Genomic DNA, 15,678 nt, shown 5'->3' with positions numbered 1-15,678 from the left:
ATGATGAATCTTGATAAAATCCAACTTCATGTAATCCCCCTGGATATGGGTTCATTTTTCATATATGCACTAAACGAAGAGTCAGCTATGGTCCCTCCCTCTCGATGGAGTCAGCAGCTTTTTCTTTGGCATGAGGAGAGCTTCTATGGTTCTTTCATCGAAACAAAGGAGCGAGATCATCACGCTGGAGTTGAGCTGAATAGTTATGAATTATTGACGCTTCTTGGAAATGAACGGTTTAGTTCTCTCATTACTTGGTATTGGGATGAGCCAGGAGATGCACTCTTTGCCGTTTCATCTGTCATTCTCGAGGCGATTTATTCTGGAAAATGGCTTCCACAATTCACGAATGATGATGATTCGGTCTTTAAATGGAAAGTACCTGAAATGATTTGGGAGGAATTTTCTGCTGGTTTTTGGGAGCAGCCTTTTCATGGAGAAACGATGGAGCAGTTCGTCACACGCTTTTTTCATCATGCACTATCGATTTATTTGGAGCAAGGGCATGAAGGCGATACATTAGCGAAAAAGATAGAACTTCTTAAGCTCAGCCCGTTATCCGCCGAGGAGCTTGATGCTTATTTTGATGAAGATCGCTGGCAAGAATGGATTGGCACAACTGAGGTTTCTATGCCTTTTGCTCTCGGACTTCGTTTAACTGAACCAGATGAAGACGAAGAACCATGGATTCTGGAGACTGTGCTTCGCGACGTAAAAAATCCAGAACGAATCTATCCGTTATCTGAGCATAAACGCTTTCCTAAACGGTGGCTTTCCTTTTTGGATTCCGTTTACGCTGAAGAAGACCGCTGGTTAAAATTGTTTCCGTGGCTTCAAGGGGAAAATGGGATTATTCATGAACTCGACGAGCCATTAGCTTGGAATTTCCTTACGGATGCAAGTGAAAAACTACATGCCCTTGGTGTAGAAATCCTGCTCCCTTCATGGTGGGAAGCAATGCGTGCCGCGAATATGACGGTAAAAGCAAGGGTAAAACAAACCGGAACCAATTACCGTCCTTCCTTTGTTGGACTAGATTCAATGTTAAATTTCGATTGGCGGCTTTCAATGAATGGCACGGATCTTTCTGAAGATGAATTCCAATCACTTGTCCAAGAACAAAGAAGGCTTGTGAAAATCAGAGGTCGTTGGGTGAAGCTTGATCCAAAAATGATTGCGCACATCCAAACGTTAATGGAACAGGCGAAAAAGGAAGGGTTGCGCGTTCAAGATATTTTTGCATTGGGCGACGAAGATGAAAATGCGGATATGGATATCGATGAATTCGACCCTCGTGCTTTCGCTCAAATTAAAATTGAATTGAATCAATCTTTAAAAAAGATGCTCAGACAACTAAATACTGTTTCCGAAATACCTTTTGTCGATGTTCCCGACACATTATTAGGGCAACTGAGGCCATATCAGCAACTAGGATTAAACTGGCTTGTTTTCCTCAGACAATTTGGTTTCGGTGCATGCCTTGCAGATGATATGGGTCTTGGAAAAACGATTCAGCTCATCAGCTATTTATTACATGTTAAATATAAAGAAGCAAACGAGACGCCTGCCTTAATCATTTGCCCAACTTCCGTACTTGGCAATTGGCAACGTGAATTAGAGCGATTCGCTCCGAGTCTAAATGTCGTTTTACATTACGGTTCCAACAGGGAGAAGGAAGAATCGTTTGTTGAAATGACAAAACAAGCGGATATTGTACTCACAAGCTATGGACTTTCCCATCTAGATTCGGAAGAATTTTTATCTATAAAATGGAGCACGATTGCGCTTGATGAAGCACAAAATATTAAAAATGCAGAAACGAAGCAGTCGAGAGCAATTCGAAAGTTTAAAGGGATGCACCATATCGCTTTAACAGGTACTCCAATGGAGAACCGCCTTTCTGAGTTATGGTCAATCTTTGATTTTATTAACCATGGCTACTTAGGAACTTTCGGTCAATTTCAAAAGAAATATATATTGCCGATTGAGAGAGACGGATCTGAAAAGAAAATTCATGAGCTGCAAAAGCTGATCAGACCATTTTTACTAAGACGTACGAAAAAAGATCCTGAAGTGGAATTGAACTTACCTGATAAGCTTGAGCAAAAAGAATATTGTGCATTGACGACTGAGCAAGCTGCCCTTTATGAAGACCTTGTTCAAGATACATTTAGTAAAATTGAGACCTTATCGGTTTTCGAAAGAAAAGGCTTGATTTTACAAATGTTAAGCAAGCTAAAACAGCTTTGTAACCACCCCGCTCTTTATTTAAAAGAAGAGCTTCCTGAAAATATCATTAATCGTTCGAACAAAATTGCGACTTTAGTTGAACTGGCAGATGCTATTATGGAAACAGGTGAAGCATGCATCATCTTCACCCAATACATTGGAATGGGCGAAATGATTCGCAAAATATTGGAAGAACGATACAAAATTAAGGTGCCTTTCTTAAATGGCAGTATGCCAAAAGCACAAAGGGATCATTATGTGGGGCGTTTCCAGGAGGGTGATTTCCCATTTTTCCTTCTTTCTTTAAAAGCAGGTGGAACCGGACTGAATTTAACAGCTGCTAATCACGTCATCCATTATGATCGTTGGTGGAATCCGGCGGTGGAAAATCAAGCGACCGACCGTGCCTACCGAATTGGACAGAATCGTTTCGTTCATGTGCATAAGTTTATTACAACTGGAACTTTGGAAGAAAGAATTGATTTGATGCTGGAGAAGAAACAAGCATTAAATGAGGAAATTATACGCAGCGATCAATGGGTAACGGAGCTTTCAAATGAGGATTTGCATAATTTGCTGGCACTAGCTTAAGCTTCATGTTCATCGACGCAGAACCATTGACATTATTCTTACGGAAGGTGTGGATTCCTATGAGTGGTGAACTAGCCAAATTACTTTCTACACTAAAAAAGAGAGATGAAATGTTTCAACAAGAACGGGATGAAATGCGGACTGATTTTTTATTAAGGGGAATATGTGAAGCGGAAGTGGACGGTCTTCTCGACGACCCTTCCCTCTTTCCAACATTATGGCTGCCTGAAACGCTGCGCTGGGAAGCATTCATTGAGGCGGGAGATTTACTTCCTTCATTACTAAAAGAAGCGATTGCTTTTTTAGAATGGCCTTATCTCGAACATATTGATATTGCTGAAGCTATAGCATTCATTCAATCTAAAAAATAGGGGCTGTATGGTTAGGTGTCAGCCCCCTTCCATTTAGAGAGGCAGATAAAGCGAGGTTGGTTAATACGAAAGGCACTCGTGGAAAAATTCTATTGTGCCATGATCTTTTTTACGAAGCTTGAATGATGTGAATGAGAGATTGCTTCTGTTTGCTGATTTTGGAGAAGGAATTCAAGTTGAGCAACTCTTTGTGATAATTGATGAATTTGTTGGTTGGCTTTGCCGAGTTTAAAAATGAGGTCTCCAATCAGGATTTCAATAGAATCACTATGTCCTTTTATCAAAGATTCACCTCCTTAAAAGAATGCGCTTACTAAAATGGCAGAAGTTCTTTTTCATCTGCTTTTACTTCAGCTGATCGTCCTCCCATAAATTTGACAGTGTCAGCGATGACTTCTGTGACGTATACCTTTTTACCATCTGTTCCGTCATAATTTCTCGTTTGGATTCTACCTACAATCCCGACTAAAGAACCTTTGGAGCAGTACTTCGCAGTGTTTTCTGCTGCTTTGTTCCACAATGTACATAGTACAAAATCAGCATCAAAGTCTCCTTTCGCATTTCGGTAATGTCGGTTAAGAGCAAGTGTAATATTTAACACAGGTGTTCCCTCCACCGTATACCGCAGGACCGGTTCTTTCGTCAATCTGCCGACTAATGTCACTTGGTTTATCATTTTTTTCAACTCCTTTTTTTGAAGGGTATTCCCATCTTATAGCACATTATTTTTTGTGTAAAATGATCGTGGCATCTTTTTGTTCTGTCTGTTATGACTTAATTTGACATTATTCATATGGAAAGTACTTTTTTCAACATGATTCTAGATTCATTATTATTTTTTGTATCGTTTCTGCATTTTTTATATTAAATTGCAAAGATGGTATAATTTTTATAAAAGAACGACGTGGGGGCGAGCTAAGTTGAAAACGTTTAAAATTGTTGCTCTGCATATTTATGAAAATAAAAAGGCCACTAATATCCCGCTCGAAGACGGCTTAATTATTAATAAGGAAAATGAAGACGGAGTTTGGATTATCGAAGCTTTTATAGAAAAACAGTATATAGAGCATTTTCAAAAGCGATTTGATCATGAGGAAAAGTTTGAAATTAGGGTCATTATTACTCATGCAGCAAATGATCCAGCCCCTTTAACCGTAAAAGTACATACGATTCAAGTACTCGACGATCATATCAGCGTTTTATTCGAAGGCCGTTTAAGCAAAAGGCGCAATGAATACCCCGAAATATTGCTGGATGATTTAATTAAGGAAGGATTAAGCGGGGATCAACTGTTAGAAGAGTTTAGAAAAAGGATGAAGAGAAAGTAAAAAGCAGGGTATAATCCCTGCTTATTTGTTATTATCCATATCATTATTGTCGTTATTTAAATCATTATCATTATCCACACCATTGTTGTCATTTAAGTCATTATCATTATCCAGGCCATTGTTATTGTTTAAATCGTTATTATCATTAACACCGTTATCATTAACCCCATTGTCATTCACACCATTGTTATCGTTTAGATCATTCTGGTCGTTGACATCATTATTCGTATTTGGCGGAGGCGGTTCTTGGTCATTGTTTGCACACCCCACAAGTAACATGGAAGCTAGTGCGACTCCTCCAATAAACTTTACTGCTTTTTTCATTTTGGTAAGCTCCTTTCAGATTTTGGCCATCAATATTTGCCGATAAAATTGACCCTGCGCATGGTCTGACATTAGCTTTCCCAAATTCTCCAAAAATGTGCATGAAAAAATTTTTCTAAAAAGTTTGCTATTCGCTCGGCATGGAAGAATAGACAAAAATGGTACTGGGCAATCTGTCCCAGTACCATTTGTATATCCTGTTTTACTTATTACAAACATTTAATGCGAAACTGTTTTTGCTCCAACTTTCATTTCTTTTTTTTCATAAAGTTCTGGGTGTGCATTCCGGATAATGGACGGTCTAGCCAATACAATTACAACTCCTACAAGGAAGATTGTGGATGCAAGCAGTATCCACTGAGCCGGAAACAAGTCATAAAGAAAGCCGTATATAACCATTCCAAGTGGCATAAGTGCCATCGCCATTGTTTCGAGAATGGAAAAAATTCTACCTTTATAATCATCGTCAATTTGTTTTTGCATCATTACTTGAATCGGTGTATTTACGAGAATGATCATTGAACCAAATCCGAACATAAGAACGATGTAATAAGCGATATTAACATTGTACGGCATCGAGACGATTAATGGGAACCCTGTCATCGCCATGAAAAATCCCATTGCCAGGATTCCTCTTTTTGATACAAGCAGCGGATATTTTACTTCTGTTCGCACAGAGAAATAAATGGACATTATTAACATTCCTAATGCGAAGGCGCCTTCGGTAATGCCGAAATGCATAGAAGCCATCTTTAATTTTTCGATCAATACGTAAGAATAACCAACCTCGAAGGCTCCGAAACAGAAATTAATCATTAATGCTATCCAGATGATTGCCATGATGACGGGTTTCGTTTTTAAATAAGCAAACCCTGCCTTCATGCTTTGCCACATTGGTTCTTTTTCCTCGCCAATTTCTTTCTCTTTTCGCTTCGCAAACAATTTAAAGTTCATAGTTGATTCTAAAAGGACCGCAATCATGGAAGCTATGATGAAAATGATTAAAAATACAGGCATTGAAACGGCACCATATAATAATCCGCCGACTGCTGGACTTCCAATTGCAGCGAATGAAATTGACATTTGGTTCAAGGACATCGCTCTTTGAATTCTTTCCTCATTTACAAGGCCTGTGATAGATGAAGTGAATGTGATCCCCGAACAAGCCGACGTCAATGATAACACACATGTCGTCACATAAATTGCGATCAGTGAGAGCCCCTCTGTATAGGTGACGAATAGAAGTCCGCAAATCGCTATAGTAGTAGCAATTTGTGACAAAATCACAATGGCCTTTCGTGAATAATTATCGGCAAGGTAGCCAACAAATGGTCCAACAAGCGTCCTCGGTAAAATATTACATATGAGATTTGTTGCAAAGCTTGTTGCAGATCCCGTCGTCTGCAAAATATAAAAGCTAATCGCAAAGGCATATACATTGGATCCAAAAGTTGATATAAGCTTACTTGTCGTAAAGGTCCAAAGGTGGTACGTAGCCCTTTTTAGCTTTAACGCCTCTTCCATGAAAAACACTCCGTTCATAAAAAGTTTAATTTTATTAAACAAAATATACCACCTATTTACTTCCATTGCAAGAAAAAGTTTAATATAATTAAACTATTATTGTTAAAGAGGTGTTTTCAATCGAAACGTTAGGTGAACGAATAAAGGATTTACGAAAACAGAAAAAAATGACGTTGGAGGGGCTGGCTGGTACGGAGATTACGAAGGGCATGCTTAGTTTGATTGAAAATAATAAGGCAAGACCTTCAATTGAAAGCTTAACGTACATTGCGGAGCGTCTCGATGTTGATATAGCAGTTTTACTTGGAGCAATCCCCTCTTACCATTTTAGTGAAGTGCTTGAAGAAGTAGAATTATTATATAATATTGAATTTGAACAAAAGAAGGATGAATATAAAAAGATCATTTCCATTGTTGAGCCATTGCTTGATAAGCTCAACCAAGGGTATGAAGCAGCGCGGTTATTAGAGATCTTTAGTCGTTGTTTATATCATGAAGGAATGGATGGATGGCAGCATACTTCAGATAAGGCTGCCCAGCTATACGAACAGATGAGCCTTACAGCAAGGCGGGCTGAAATTGGATTGTTTCGTGCAATGGTGAAGTATACTGAGCATAATTATGCAGCATCGTTGAAGATTCTCCTTCATGAGCGAGCGGAAATAGAATCAAAATATCCTTACATCGATCCGATGACACAAGTTGATTTAGATTTTCATGAAGCGATCTTGCATTATGCAGTTGGGGATTCCAATGCGGCTACTCGTATAATGGAAAAGGCGATTGATTTTTCTAAGCAACATCGAATTTTTTATCGGATCGACGATTTATACAGAGTTGCAGCTGGATATGCATTAATGTTCCATCATGAAGAAAAAAGAGTTTATTACTTAGAAAAACTAAAACTATATGGAGAATTTGCTGATGACCCAAATGCTATTATCTTTTGTGATTTAATGAATATTGAATACCTTATTTCTATAAATCGCGATTATAAAGGTGCTTTGGAACTCATTAATGAAAATTTGGAATCCAAATTGACCGAATTTTACTCAGCCTATTTTTTTCTTGAAAAAGGAAAAGCCTTATATGGACTTGGAAAACATGAAGAAGGACTTTATTGGCTAAATAAAGTCCAAATACCATCCTATGTGCATCACCCTTTTGATTTATCAATCCTATATGTAAAAGATGCATATAAAGCCCTTTGTCATATGAAATTAGGAAATCTCTACGAAGCGCAGACCCTTGCCGATCTTGCGGTTAAGACTATAACGCCTCTTCCAGATACGCCGTATAAGGATTTTAGTTTTGAAGCCCTTGAGTTGGTTAAGGCGGCAGAGCTCAGGGAAAAGGGAACGAGGGAGTCTTGAGATAGTGCTTTGCTCAATGTGAGCTAGTAGGATGGGGTAACTAATTTGGAACGGTCATCGTGACTTTGAGCGTGGAAAAACAGATGAGAAAGGCATGACTACGCTCTATTCGTGACCTTAGGTTTGGTAAATTCGACGGGGAGGTCACGATTACACCTTATTCGTGACCTCGGATGTACTAAGTTCGATGAGAAGGGCACGATTACACCCTATTCGTGACCTTAGGTGGACTAAGTTCGATGGGAAGGGCACGATTACACCCTATTCGTGACCTCGGATGTACTAATTTCGATGAGAAGGGCACGATTAGGAGAGATAGTGCTTGTCAATTTGAAAAAAGTATCGTTTTTGCCGATTGAAACGCTCTCAGTGCCCGTTTATACGGAATAACCCTCGTTTTCATTCAAAGTAAGCCTAGTTTAGTCTCGCCAGTACTATGGTGTTAAAATAGGATCCGCTAACTAAAATCCCGTTCCAAAGTTTGGAACGGGATTTTATATTTCTAAATTTATTTTAAAGCAAATGTAATTTCTGCTTCGCAGGCGAGTTCGCCGTCTACGGTTGCGATTCCTTTGCCTCTTCCGATTGGGCCTTTTACGCGGATGATTTCGACTTCGAGGCGAAGTTGGTCTCCGGGTCTTACTTGGCGTTTGAAGCGGCAGTTATCAAGTCCTGCTAAGAAGCCGATTTTCCCACGGTTTTCTTCCTTTTTTAGCATGGCGACGGCGCCGACTTGGGCTAATGCTTCTACAATCAGCACTCCTGGCATGACTGGATAATCAGGAAAGTGTCCGTTGAAAAATTCCTCGTTGGCTGAAACATTTTTGATTCCGACTACTTTCTGTCCCTCTTCTATTTCCACGATTTTATCAACTAATAAAAATGGGTAGCGATGAGGTATAATTTCTTTTATTTGTTGGATGTCTAGCATGGCAAGTCCTCCTTTTATGTATAATAAAGGGCCACCAGCATTGCCGATGAACCCGCATGTACATACTTATATTTTACTTTTTTTCTACAACAAGATCCACGATGTGAGTCCATGTTTCTTTTTTCAAAACATCTTTCGGATTTCCATCACCTAGAACCCCGTAGCCAACCATTAAGCCGCCAATAAGGCTGCCTCCCACCATGGCGATTACTAGAAGAATACGCAGCCATATGGGAATTAAACGAATTCGAATAAGCCGTGGTATCTCGTTCTTTTTCGCTGCTTTTCGCTCCGCTTTTTGATCACGTTTTTGTTTCTTTATGTCTTCTCTTGATTGAACCTCATCTTGGCTGATATTTTTAGCCATATGATAAACCCCTTTTCTCTCAAATGGCGCAGCCTTTTCCGCCTTATCGAAAATGGAAAAATAGCATCAATCTATGTTATAAACATCAGCAGCTAGACCTAAACTCCAGCTCTTCCGCTTTTCATCATTGAGAGTATGAATAAATGTTTCTTTATCATATCATATTTTACCGATTCTGTAGCCGTTTTTATCGAATTCCGTTTACAAGACCCATCATCTGGTCCGATACAGTAATCGCTCTGGACTGAAATTGCAATGCACGCTGTACATTCATCATATCCGTCATCTCTTTGCTTAAGTCCACATTGGATGCTTCAAGAGCTTGATGCTGCATGGCGATTGCATTGGAATCTAAATCTGTATAAACGAACGCAGGATTTACTGCGGCATTATCTGGCATTCCAATGAGTGAATCGCCTTTTTGTTCCATGTACTGAGGCTTATTTAAAGCAATCACTCCAAGGTCTGCTACTCTTGCACCATTTGCACGGAACTCCCCATGATTTGTGATCGTGAAATCAGTCGCTTTGTCGGAAAAAGTAATAGGATTATTTTGTTGATCAAGGACAGCATGGCCATCCTGAGTAACGAGCATCATTTCATTATTTCCTGACGGCGCTGCATAAAGAGCACCATTACGCGTAAATCTCATATGAGTCCCATTATCATCTTGAACGCGCACTTTTAAAAACTGATTTTCAGCCGTAAATGCAAAATCTAAGGACCGGCCTGTGTTTTGAATTGCACCTTGACTCAAAACCATAGCTGATTTCGCTATTTTGGCGCCAACTCCTTGACGAATTCCATGTGGAGATAGCCGACCGATTTCGTTATCTCTGGAAGTTTGATTATTCACCTCTTGAAAAATCATATCAGCAAAGGATACGTCTTTTCTTTTAAATCCATTTGTCCCCGAGTTTGCGATATTATTGCTAATGATATCAAATTGTTTTTGAAGTTGGCTCATTGTGTTGGTTGCTGTCGTCATCGATCTATTCATCACTCAGTCTCCTTTTTAAAGGCTGAAAATCCAACTCTACCCATTGACTCTTCCAATCTCATTCACAGCTTTTTCCATGCTTCTATCATACGCTTGGACGACTTTTTGATTAGCTTCAAACGCTCTATAAGCCGAAAGCATTTCAGCCATTGCCCTTGTTGGGTCGACTGTCGATGCTTCCAAAAAGCCTTGAGAAATCGAAAATGTTCCGTCAGCATTGGGAAGCTGGGCATTATTTTCAGTTCGATAAAGGCCATTTCCTTCTTTGATTAGAGCTTCCGGGTTTTCAGCAGCAGCAATCCCGAGACGTGCAACCTGGACACCATTTTCTTCAATAATTCCATTGCTTGCTACTTTAAACTGATCACTATTTAATCGGATTCGATTTCCATTTACATCAAGAACCGGAAAGCCTTCTGCTGTTGTAAGCAAGCCTTCCGCGTCCAAAGTCAACCGACCGTTTCGTGTATATTTGGTTTGCCCGTTTTCCTCCACTGTGAAAAAGACAGGTGAGTCTTCTAAATCTGTAAGCGCCAGGTCAGTTCCTAGATTCGTTTGCCGAAGATCACCTTGAATAAAACGTGGCAAGGTTTCTTGCATGTAAACACCTGTGTTGATCGGTCCAACTGTTTTAGGTGTTGAATTCCCCGCCTCAATCCGTTGCAAAAGCATCTCCGGAAATGCGCGGATTGCAGAAGTATCTTCTTTAAAACCAGGTGTATTGATATTCGCCATATTATTCGTCAACAAATCTGTTTTTCGTTGCTGTGCATACATGCCGGATGCTGCTGTATAAAATCCACGTAACATCTAATCACCTCAGTCCATTATCTGGAGAACTCATTTTTTATACAAAAGTACGACGCAAGATTTTGTCCATATTTTCAAGCATGATGCCTGTTCCAGTTGCGACTGCGTCCATTGGTTGTTCCGCAATGAGTACTGGAACTTTCAGCTCTTCTGCAAGCAGCTGGTCAATACCATGAAGGAGCGCCCCTCCACCTGTCAAAATCACGCCGCGGTCGATAATATCTGCAGATAATTCAGGTGGCGTTTTTTCAAGTACATTTTTTGCAGCCTGAACGATGACATCGACAGATTCACGAAGTGCACCTTCAATTTCTTTAGAATTCACAGTGATTGTACGTGGAAGACCTGTAACCATGTCACGTCCGCGAATTTCCATTTCTTCATAACGACCATCTGGGAAAACTGTACCGATATTAATTTTAATATTTTCAGACGTTCTTTCCCCAATTAAGAGCTTGTACTCTCTTTTTACGTAGTTCAAAATTTCATTATCAAAATTATCTCCAGCCATTTTAATGGAAGCTGAAGTCACGATATCGCCCATTGATAAAACTGCTACATCTGTTGTACCGCCACCGATATCAACAACCATATTTCCGCTTGGTTGGAAAATATCCATTCCTGCACCTATTGCAGCTACTTTCGGTTCTTCTTCTAAATATATTTTCTTACCGCCGCTTTTTTCTGCCGCTTCTCTAATGGCTTTTTGCTCTACGCTTGTAATGTTAGTAGGGCAGCAAATCAAAATGCGTGGCTTTGATAAAAAGCCTTTTACATTTAGTTTATTGATGAAATGTTTAAGCATTGCCTCCGTCACATCAAAGTCAGCAATAACTCCATCTCGCAAAGGACGAATCGCAACAATGTTTCCTGGTGTTCTTCCGACCATTCTTCTTGCCTCTTCACCAACTGCGAGTACCTTGTTTGTATTGCGGTCAATCGCTACTACGGATGGCTCGTTTAAAACGATTCCTTGCCCTTTTACATGAATTAAAACATTTGCAGTCCCCAAGTCAATACCAATATCTTTTGCAAACATACAATATCCCTACTTTCGACATTTTTATCTATCATTTTTATGTATTTAATTATCTGATTAGATGATAGGTTTTTTGCTAAAAAAAGCAAAAAGCGATTAGAAATAAAGCAATTTCTTTTTATTTCCCTAATTGTTTATTTTACCATATTCAAATTGTAAATAGGTAAAAAAATAATGGTTTTTTCGACATAAAAGTTAAAAACAAAAGCGGAGGAGGCTGGCCATCAACCTCTCCACGGGAAATGGCAGTTTTTAGTTAAAGTTCCTATTTTGGCCAATACTTAAGATAAGGGAAACGAGAAGAGGTTTTGGTTCAAAGTCCTGTTGCTGGTTTAGGCAGCGGCATTTTGTCGTTTTGCCTATCAAGTACACGTCCCAATGCCTTCCTAGACTTCGTCCTGCTGAACTAACTACAAGAAATGGCTCTGAGGGGAAAAGTCAGGATTTTGACTTTGTTGATGACCTCAAGGGGCTTGCGACTCCGGCTAGACGGAAATCATCTTTTAAAAAAGTGTCTAAAATTATTAAATAAAATAATAAAAAGGAAGCAATTTGCTCCCTATTTTTAAAAATTATGTTCTCTTAATATTCACTGTTTTCGAAAAATTTTATTTAAGCTTGTAGCTCTTGTCTCATTTTTATATCTATTCTGTGCATAAAAATTGTTTTTCATTGTTTCATAAACCCGTCTTCATTTCTTCTTTTTTATACTTTTGTTTTGTCGCTTCTCCACCTCGTAAATGTCTAATAGATTTATGATAATCCAAAATTATTTTCACTTCATTTGCTAAATCCGGATTGATTTCTGGTAAACGTTCCGTTAAATCTTTATGGACAGTACTTTTGGATACTCCAAACTCCTTCGCAATTACGCGAACCGTTTTTCTTGTCTCCACGATATACCTTCCAATCTTGATCGTTCGCTCTTTGATGTAATCGTGCACACCGCTCGCCCTCCTCGAATTGGATGTGAGGAGTGTGAAATGAGACTCGTCAGTTTATATTAAAAATACTTCATCTGCTCAAGCTGGCTAGTGATGTATACAGCCTTCCGAAGCTTGCGACTGTTTAGTGAAATCTCTATTTGAAATCCATCTCTCTTTTCTGAATATAATCATATCTATAACTGAATGTGGGGTCTTTACAACGATTCCTCACCTCAAACACTCTCTGTTTTGTACAGTTTGTATTATATACTTATTGCGATGAGAGCAAATATATGCCTGAATGCTCCCATCTTTATAGAGACGAGGTTCTCTTGTACTTCATAGAAGCATCCCGAAGCTCTCCACAGTTTTGCTACAACTACTTTGTAATAGGCGCTGCCTGTTCCTTTTTGCTTAAGCAATGGTCTATGTACAACATCCTCGATGGTTTCTCTGTCCCATGAGACTTTATGTTCTATACAACCTCCGTTGTATTAACAAACACTTTTTACGAAGGCGAGCATCTCCACCTGCGAAGGAAGATCTAATCCCATACTGCTTGGTAAATAACTTGCATGTTGATTTAATTGTTCCATTTGGTTATTGTGCAGTATCAGAAAGTTTTTAAAGGTTCGTATGCAATATTCCCGATTGGTACTCTTTCCATCACTTTGGCTGTTCATAATCAAAAAGGCACTATCCAAATCCCGTTGAACTTTATGGTCGCCAACATAACTCCATTGCTGATGATGCTTTTTCTTCTTGAAGCTGTCGGTTACATGATTATATTGACTCGCTTTAAACGAATAGGTGTTGATTTCATGGAGTTCTTTTTCGATATATATTAATTTTTGTTTGATGATTGTCATGAGTAATGCAGGAGCATAAGAGCCTATGCTTTTGCCAAATCGTTTCTTAGACTGGAATTTGCCGTTTTTGTTCTTTTTGGTTACTTTAGTACGTTTGGCTAAACCCTTAAATGACATATTTTCGACATAGGCTGTATCACCTAATGTTAAAAAGTAGTTGGCTATTTTGGAGTGTTGCTATTTGACATACACAGAACGTTTTCTATGAAGTTCTTTTAGTTGATTGAGAGTTTTCATGTAGGTGTTACTGCGTTTCCAAGTGAGTTTGATGCCACGTTTTATTGTGCCATCTTTGAAATTTTGAGGGTTCATGCTACATCTTTTACTGTCTAATTTTCGTAGCAAACGGCGTTTTTCTTGAGAACCTTCGTTGCTAGTGGCTTCAAAAACACCTCTGTTTCGGAGGATACCGCAACGGTTGACGTGCCAATGTCGATGCCAACACGACCTTATGGCGTAGCTTTGCAACGAAACATTCCTGTTGTATTCACTCGTTTTGTCAGAGGCGTACCATTCATCCCGCCATTAAAGTAACGGGCGTTCTGAAACCGTTAGTAAATTAACAAGATTAAAGACGAAGCAGATATTTCGCTTTTTCAACGTAATTATTTCCCGAGAAATGTCGTAATTTTTCCAATCGAGTAGGAGGGAGTGATTAACCCCCGACCTCTCACACCACCGTACATACCGTTCGGTATACGGCGGTTCAACTAAGATTGGTGACGCAAAGTTTCGTAACGAGATAATAGACTTTTGAGCCCTTGGGAATTCCAGTAGGAGTTTCCAAGGGTTCTGTGTAGTATCGGACTTTTGGAGATTCTCCAATAACTTCTACGTGAGTTTCCCCATTCATAAGCCTTTCCTTTCGGAACGCCAAGTCTAATGAGGTTCCTCACCTTCGTGCTTGGTTTCTTCCAATTCTTCCACATACACATCCGAAGTCTTCTTCTAATCCATGAATCAAACTCCCTGAATACACTTGGCGTATCTGCCAGGGCGAAGTATCCGCACCATCCCATTAGATATTGGTTTAGTTTCTCTATTCGATATTCCATGGGATAAGGTTTCTTTCTTGAGGTAATTTCTCGGATTTTATTCTTCATCCGTTTCACGCTTTCTTTGGCAATCCGAACTTTGGGTTCTTTATGAAAGGTAAAACTGAATCCAAGAAATTTCCTCTTCCAAGGACGGTCTACAGCTGACTTTTTCAAATTAACTTTCAGCTTAAGCTTTCCTTCTATAAACAAGGTGATGGAATCCATCACCCGGTTTCCTGCTTTCATTGTTTTCACATAGATATTAGCATCATCGGCGTATCGTACAAATTTGTGACCTCTTTCCTCTAACTTCTTGTCAAATTCGTCAAGGACAATGTTAGAGAGTAAAGGACTGAGAGGTCCTCCTTGTGGAGTTCCTTCCTCACTGGTTGTCACAATGCCATTTATCATGATTCCCGATTCTAGATATTTACGGATTAACTTAAGCAGGCGTTTATCTTCGATTCGTTTCGCTAGTGTCCCCATTAATTTGTCATGGTTTACTCTGTCGAAGAACTTCTCCAAGTCGATATCAACCACCCAACGATAACCTTCCTGTATATAACCTTTTGCTTTCCTAACCGCATCATGGGCGCTTCGACCTGGTCGAAATCCATAACTATGGTCTGAGAACATCGGGTCATATATAGTCGTTAAAACTTGGGCAATTGCTTGTTGAATGAGACGGTCTGTTACGGTAGGGATACCTAATAATCGCACCCCACCGTCAGGTTTCGGGATTTCGACCCTGCGGACGGGTTGCGGTGTATAGGTACCCTCAAGAAGTTCCATTTTCATGGATTCCCAGTGTTTCTTGATATGCTCTCGTAGGTTTTGTACGGACATCCCATCCACACCATGACTTCCTTTATTTCGTTCCACCCTTTTCAGGGCGGAAAGGAGGTTTTCCCGTGACAGTATTCGTTCCATTAACATTGGTTACGCCTCTTTCCGTGAAC

At 39.6% G+C, this 15,678-nt stretch carries 16 protein-coding genes; 4 read left to right on the top strand and 12 right to left on the bottom strand.

Annotated elements, in window-relative coordinates:
* Both KHA96_RS11475 and KHA96_RS11470 read left to right on the top strand, forming a co-directional pair.
* Positions 1–2,820, top strand: coding sequence for a DEAD/DEAH box helicase (locus KHA96_RS11475; protein ID WP_213129418.1), 2,820 nt, complete (start codon positions 1–3; stop codon positions 2,818–2,820).
* Between the two features lie 59 nt (positions 2,821–2,879).
* A complete protein-coding gene (locus tag KHA96_RS11470; protein ID WP_213129417.1) occupies positions 2,880–3,191 on the top strand; it encodes a hypothetical protein in 312 nt (103 codons plus the stop codon).
* An 89-nt stretch (positions 3,192–3,280) separates the two neighbouring features.
* Here KHA96_RS11470 and KHA96_RS11465 read toward each other — a convergent pair whose 3' ends face one another.
* Both KHA96_RS11465 and KHA96_RS11460 read right to left on the bottom strand, forming a co-directional pair.
* Complete coding sequence (locus KHA96_RS11465; RefSeq protein ID WP_213129416.1) at positions 3,281–3,475, bottom strand: hypothetical protein; 195 nt, start codon at positions 3,473–3,475, stop codon at positions 3,281–3,283.
* A 29-nt stretch (positions 3,476–3,504) separates the two neighbouring features.
* Positions 3,505–3,867, bottom strand: a complete 363-nt coding sequence (locus KHA96_RS11460) for a single-stranded DNA-binding protein (RefSeq protein ID WP_213129415.1) — start codon at positions 3,865–3,867, stop codon at positions 3,505–3,507.
* Between the two features lie 244 nt (positions 3,868–4,111).
* On the opposite strand from KHA96_RS11460, the gene KHA96_RS11455 reads away from it, so the two are divergent.
* Positions 4,112–4,519, top strand: a complete 408-nt coding sequence (locus KHA96_RS11455; RefSeq protein ID WP_213129414.1) for a YwpF family protein — start codon at positions 4,112–4,114, stop codon at positions 4,517–4,519.
* 21 nt (positions 4,520–4,540) lie between these two features.
* Here KHA96_RS11455 and KHA96_RS11450 read toward each other — a convergent pair whose 3' ends face one another.
* Positions 4,541–4,843, bottom strand: a complete 303-nt coding sequence (locus tag KHA96_RS11450; RefSeq protein WP_213129413.1) for a hypothetical protein — start codon at positions 4,841–4,843, stop codon at positions 4,541–4,543.
* 219 nt (positions 4,844–5,062) lie between these two features.
* Positions 5,063–6,367 (bottom strand): MFS transporter, encoded by a 1,305-nt coding sequence (locus tag KHA96_RS11445; RefSeq protein WP_213129929.1) that lies wholly within the window; start codon positions 6,365–6,367, stop codon positions 5,063–5,065.
* A gap of 110 nt (positions 6,368–6,477) precedes the next feature.
* On the opposite strand from KHA96_RS11445, the gene KHA96_RS11440 reads away from it, so the two are divergent.
* Positions 6,478–7,740 (top strand): helix-turn-helix domain-containing protein, encoded by a 1,263-nt coding sequence (locus KHA96_RS11440; protein WP_349305736.1) that lies wholly within the window; start codon positions 6,478–6,480, stop codon positions 7,738–7,740.
* A gap of 508 nt (positions 7,741–8,248) precedes the next feature.
* Here the strand turns inward: KHA96_RS11440 and fabZ are convergent.
* From fabZ to ltrA, 8 genes are all read right to left on the bottom strand, one after another.
* Positions 8,249–8,671, bottom strand: coding sequence for a 3-hydroxyacyl-ACP dehydratase FabZ (fabZ, locus tag KHA96_RS11435; protein WP_213129412.1), 423 nt, complete (start codon positions 8,669–8,671; stop codon positions 8,249–8,251).
* Between the two features lie 73 nt (positions 8,672–8,744).
* Entirely contained in the window at positions 8,745–9,038 is a 294-nt protein-coding gene (locus tag KHA96_RS11430; RefSeq protein ID WP_213129411.1) for a DNA-directed RNA polymerase subunit beta, read from the bottom strand.
* Between the two features lie 187 nt (positions 9,039–9,225).
* Positions 9,226–10,038 carry a flagellar hook-basal body protein gene (locus KHA96_RS11425; RefSeq protein WP_213129410.1) on the bottom strand — a complete coding sequence of 271 codons (813 nt, stop codon included), beginning with the start codon at positions 10,036–10,038 and terminating at the stop codon, positions 9,226–9,228.
* 36 nt (positions 10,039–10,074) lie between these two features.
* Positions 10,075–10,848, bottom strand: a complete 774-nt coding sequence (locus KHA96_RS11420; RefSeq protein ID WP_213129409.1) for a flagellar hook-basal body protein — start codon at positions 10,846–10,848, stop codon at positions 10,075–10,077.
* 37 nt (positions 10,849–10,885) lie between these two features.
* Positions 10,886–11,887: a rod shape-determining protein gene (gene mreB, locus KHA96_RS11415; protein WP_213129408.1), complete on the bottom strand. Its 1,002-nt coding sequence runs from the start codon at positions 11,885–11,887 to the stop codon at positions 10,886–10,888.
* Between the two features lie 677 nt (positions 11,888–12,564).
* Positions 12,565–12,831: a sporulation transcriptional regulator SpoIIID gene (spoIIID, locus tag KHA96_RS11410; RefSeq protein ID WP_213129407.1), complete on the bottom strand. Its 267-nt coding sequence runs from the start codon at positions 12,829–12,831 to the stop codon at positions 12,565–12,567.
* Between the two features lie 476 nt (positions 12,832–13,307).
* A complete protein-coding gene (locus KHA96_RS11405) occupies positions 13,308–13,799 on the bottom strand; it encodes a hypothetical protein (protein WP_213129406.1) in 492 nt (163 codons plus the stop codon).
* 593 nt (positions 13,800–14,392) lie between these two features.
* Positions 14,393–15,655, bottom strand: coding sequence for a group II intron reverse transcriptase/maturase (gene ltrA, locus KHA96_RS11400; protein ID WP_213127439.1), 1,263 nt, complete (start codon positions 15,653–15,655; stop codon positions 14,393–14,395).
* Positions 15,656–15,678 lie beyond the last annotated feature (23 nt).

Origin of the sequence: Bacillus sp. FJAT-49711 (assembly GCF_018343715.1) — a bacterium.
Classification (GTDB): domain Bacteria; phylum Bacillota; class Bacilli; order Bacillales; family Bacillaceae_C; genus Lederbergia.
Note: the sequence above shows the minus strand (reverse complement) of the source record. Positions and strands in the feature narration are given on the sequence as shown.

Excerpts from the sequence above, each read along its gene's own strand:
- KHA96_RS11445 (WP_213129929.1), bottom strand. The coding sequence starts at position 6,367 with ATGGAAGAGGCGTTAAAGCTAAAAAGGGCTACGTACCACCTTTGGACC.
- KHA96_RS11420 (WP_213129409.1), bottom strand. The coding sequence starts at position 10,848 with ATGTTACGTGGATTTTATACAGCAGCATCCGGCATGTATGCACAGCAA.
- mreB (WP_213129408.1), bottom strand. The coding sequence starts at position 11,887 with ATGTTTGCAAAAGATATTGGTATTGACTTGGGGACTGCAAATGTTTTA.
- ltrA (WP_213127439.1), bottom strand. The coding sequence starts at position 15,655 with ATGTTAATGGAACGAATACTGTCACGGGAAAACCTCCTTTCCGCCCTG.
- KHA96_RS11450 (WP_213129413.1), bottom strand. The coding sequence starts at position 4,843 with ATGAAAAAAGCAGTAAAGTTTATTGGAGGAGTCGCACTAGCTTCCATG.
- KHA96_RS11475 (WP_213129418.1), top strand. The coding sequence starts at position 1 with ATGATGAATCTTGATAAAATCCAACTTCATGTAATCCCCCTGGATATG.
- KHA96_RS11430 (WP_213129411.1), bottom strand. The coding sequence starts at position 9,038 with ATGGCTAAAAATATCAGCCAAGATGAGGTTCAATCAAGAGAAGACATA.
- KHA96_RS11425 (WP_213129410.1), bottom strand. The coding sequence starts at position 10,038 with ATGAATAGATCGATGACGACAGCAACCAACACAATGAGCCAACTTCAA.
- KHA96_RS11460 (WP_213129415.1), bottom strand. The coding sequence starts at position 3,867 with ATGATAAACCAAGTGACATTAGTCGGCAGATTGACGAAAGAACCGGTC.
- KHA96_RS11470 (WP_213129417.1), top strand. The coding sequence starts at position 2,880 with ATGAGTGGTGAACTAGCCAAATTACTTTCTACACTAAAAAAGAGAGAT.
- fabZ (WP_213129412.1), bottom strand. The coding sequence starts at position 8,671 with ATGCTAGACATCCAACAAATAAAAGAAATTATACCTCATCGCTACCCA.
- KHA96_RS11405 (WP_213129406.1), bottom strand. The coding sequence starts at position 13,799 with ATGTCATTTAAGGGTTTAGCCAAACGTACTAAAGTAACCAAAAAGAAC.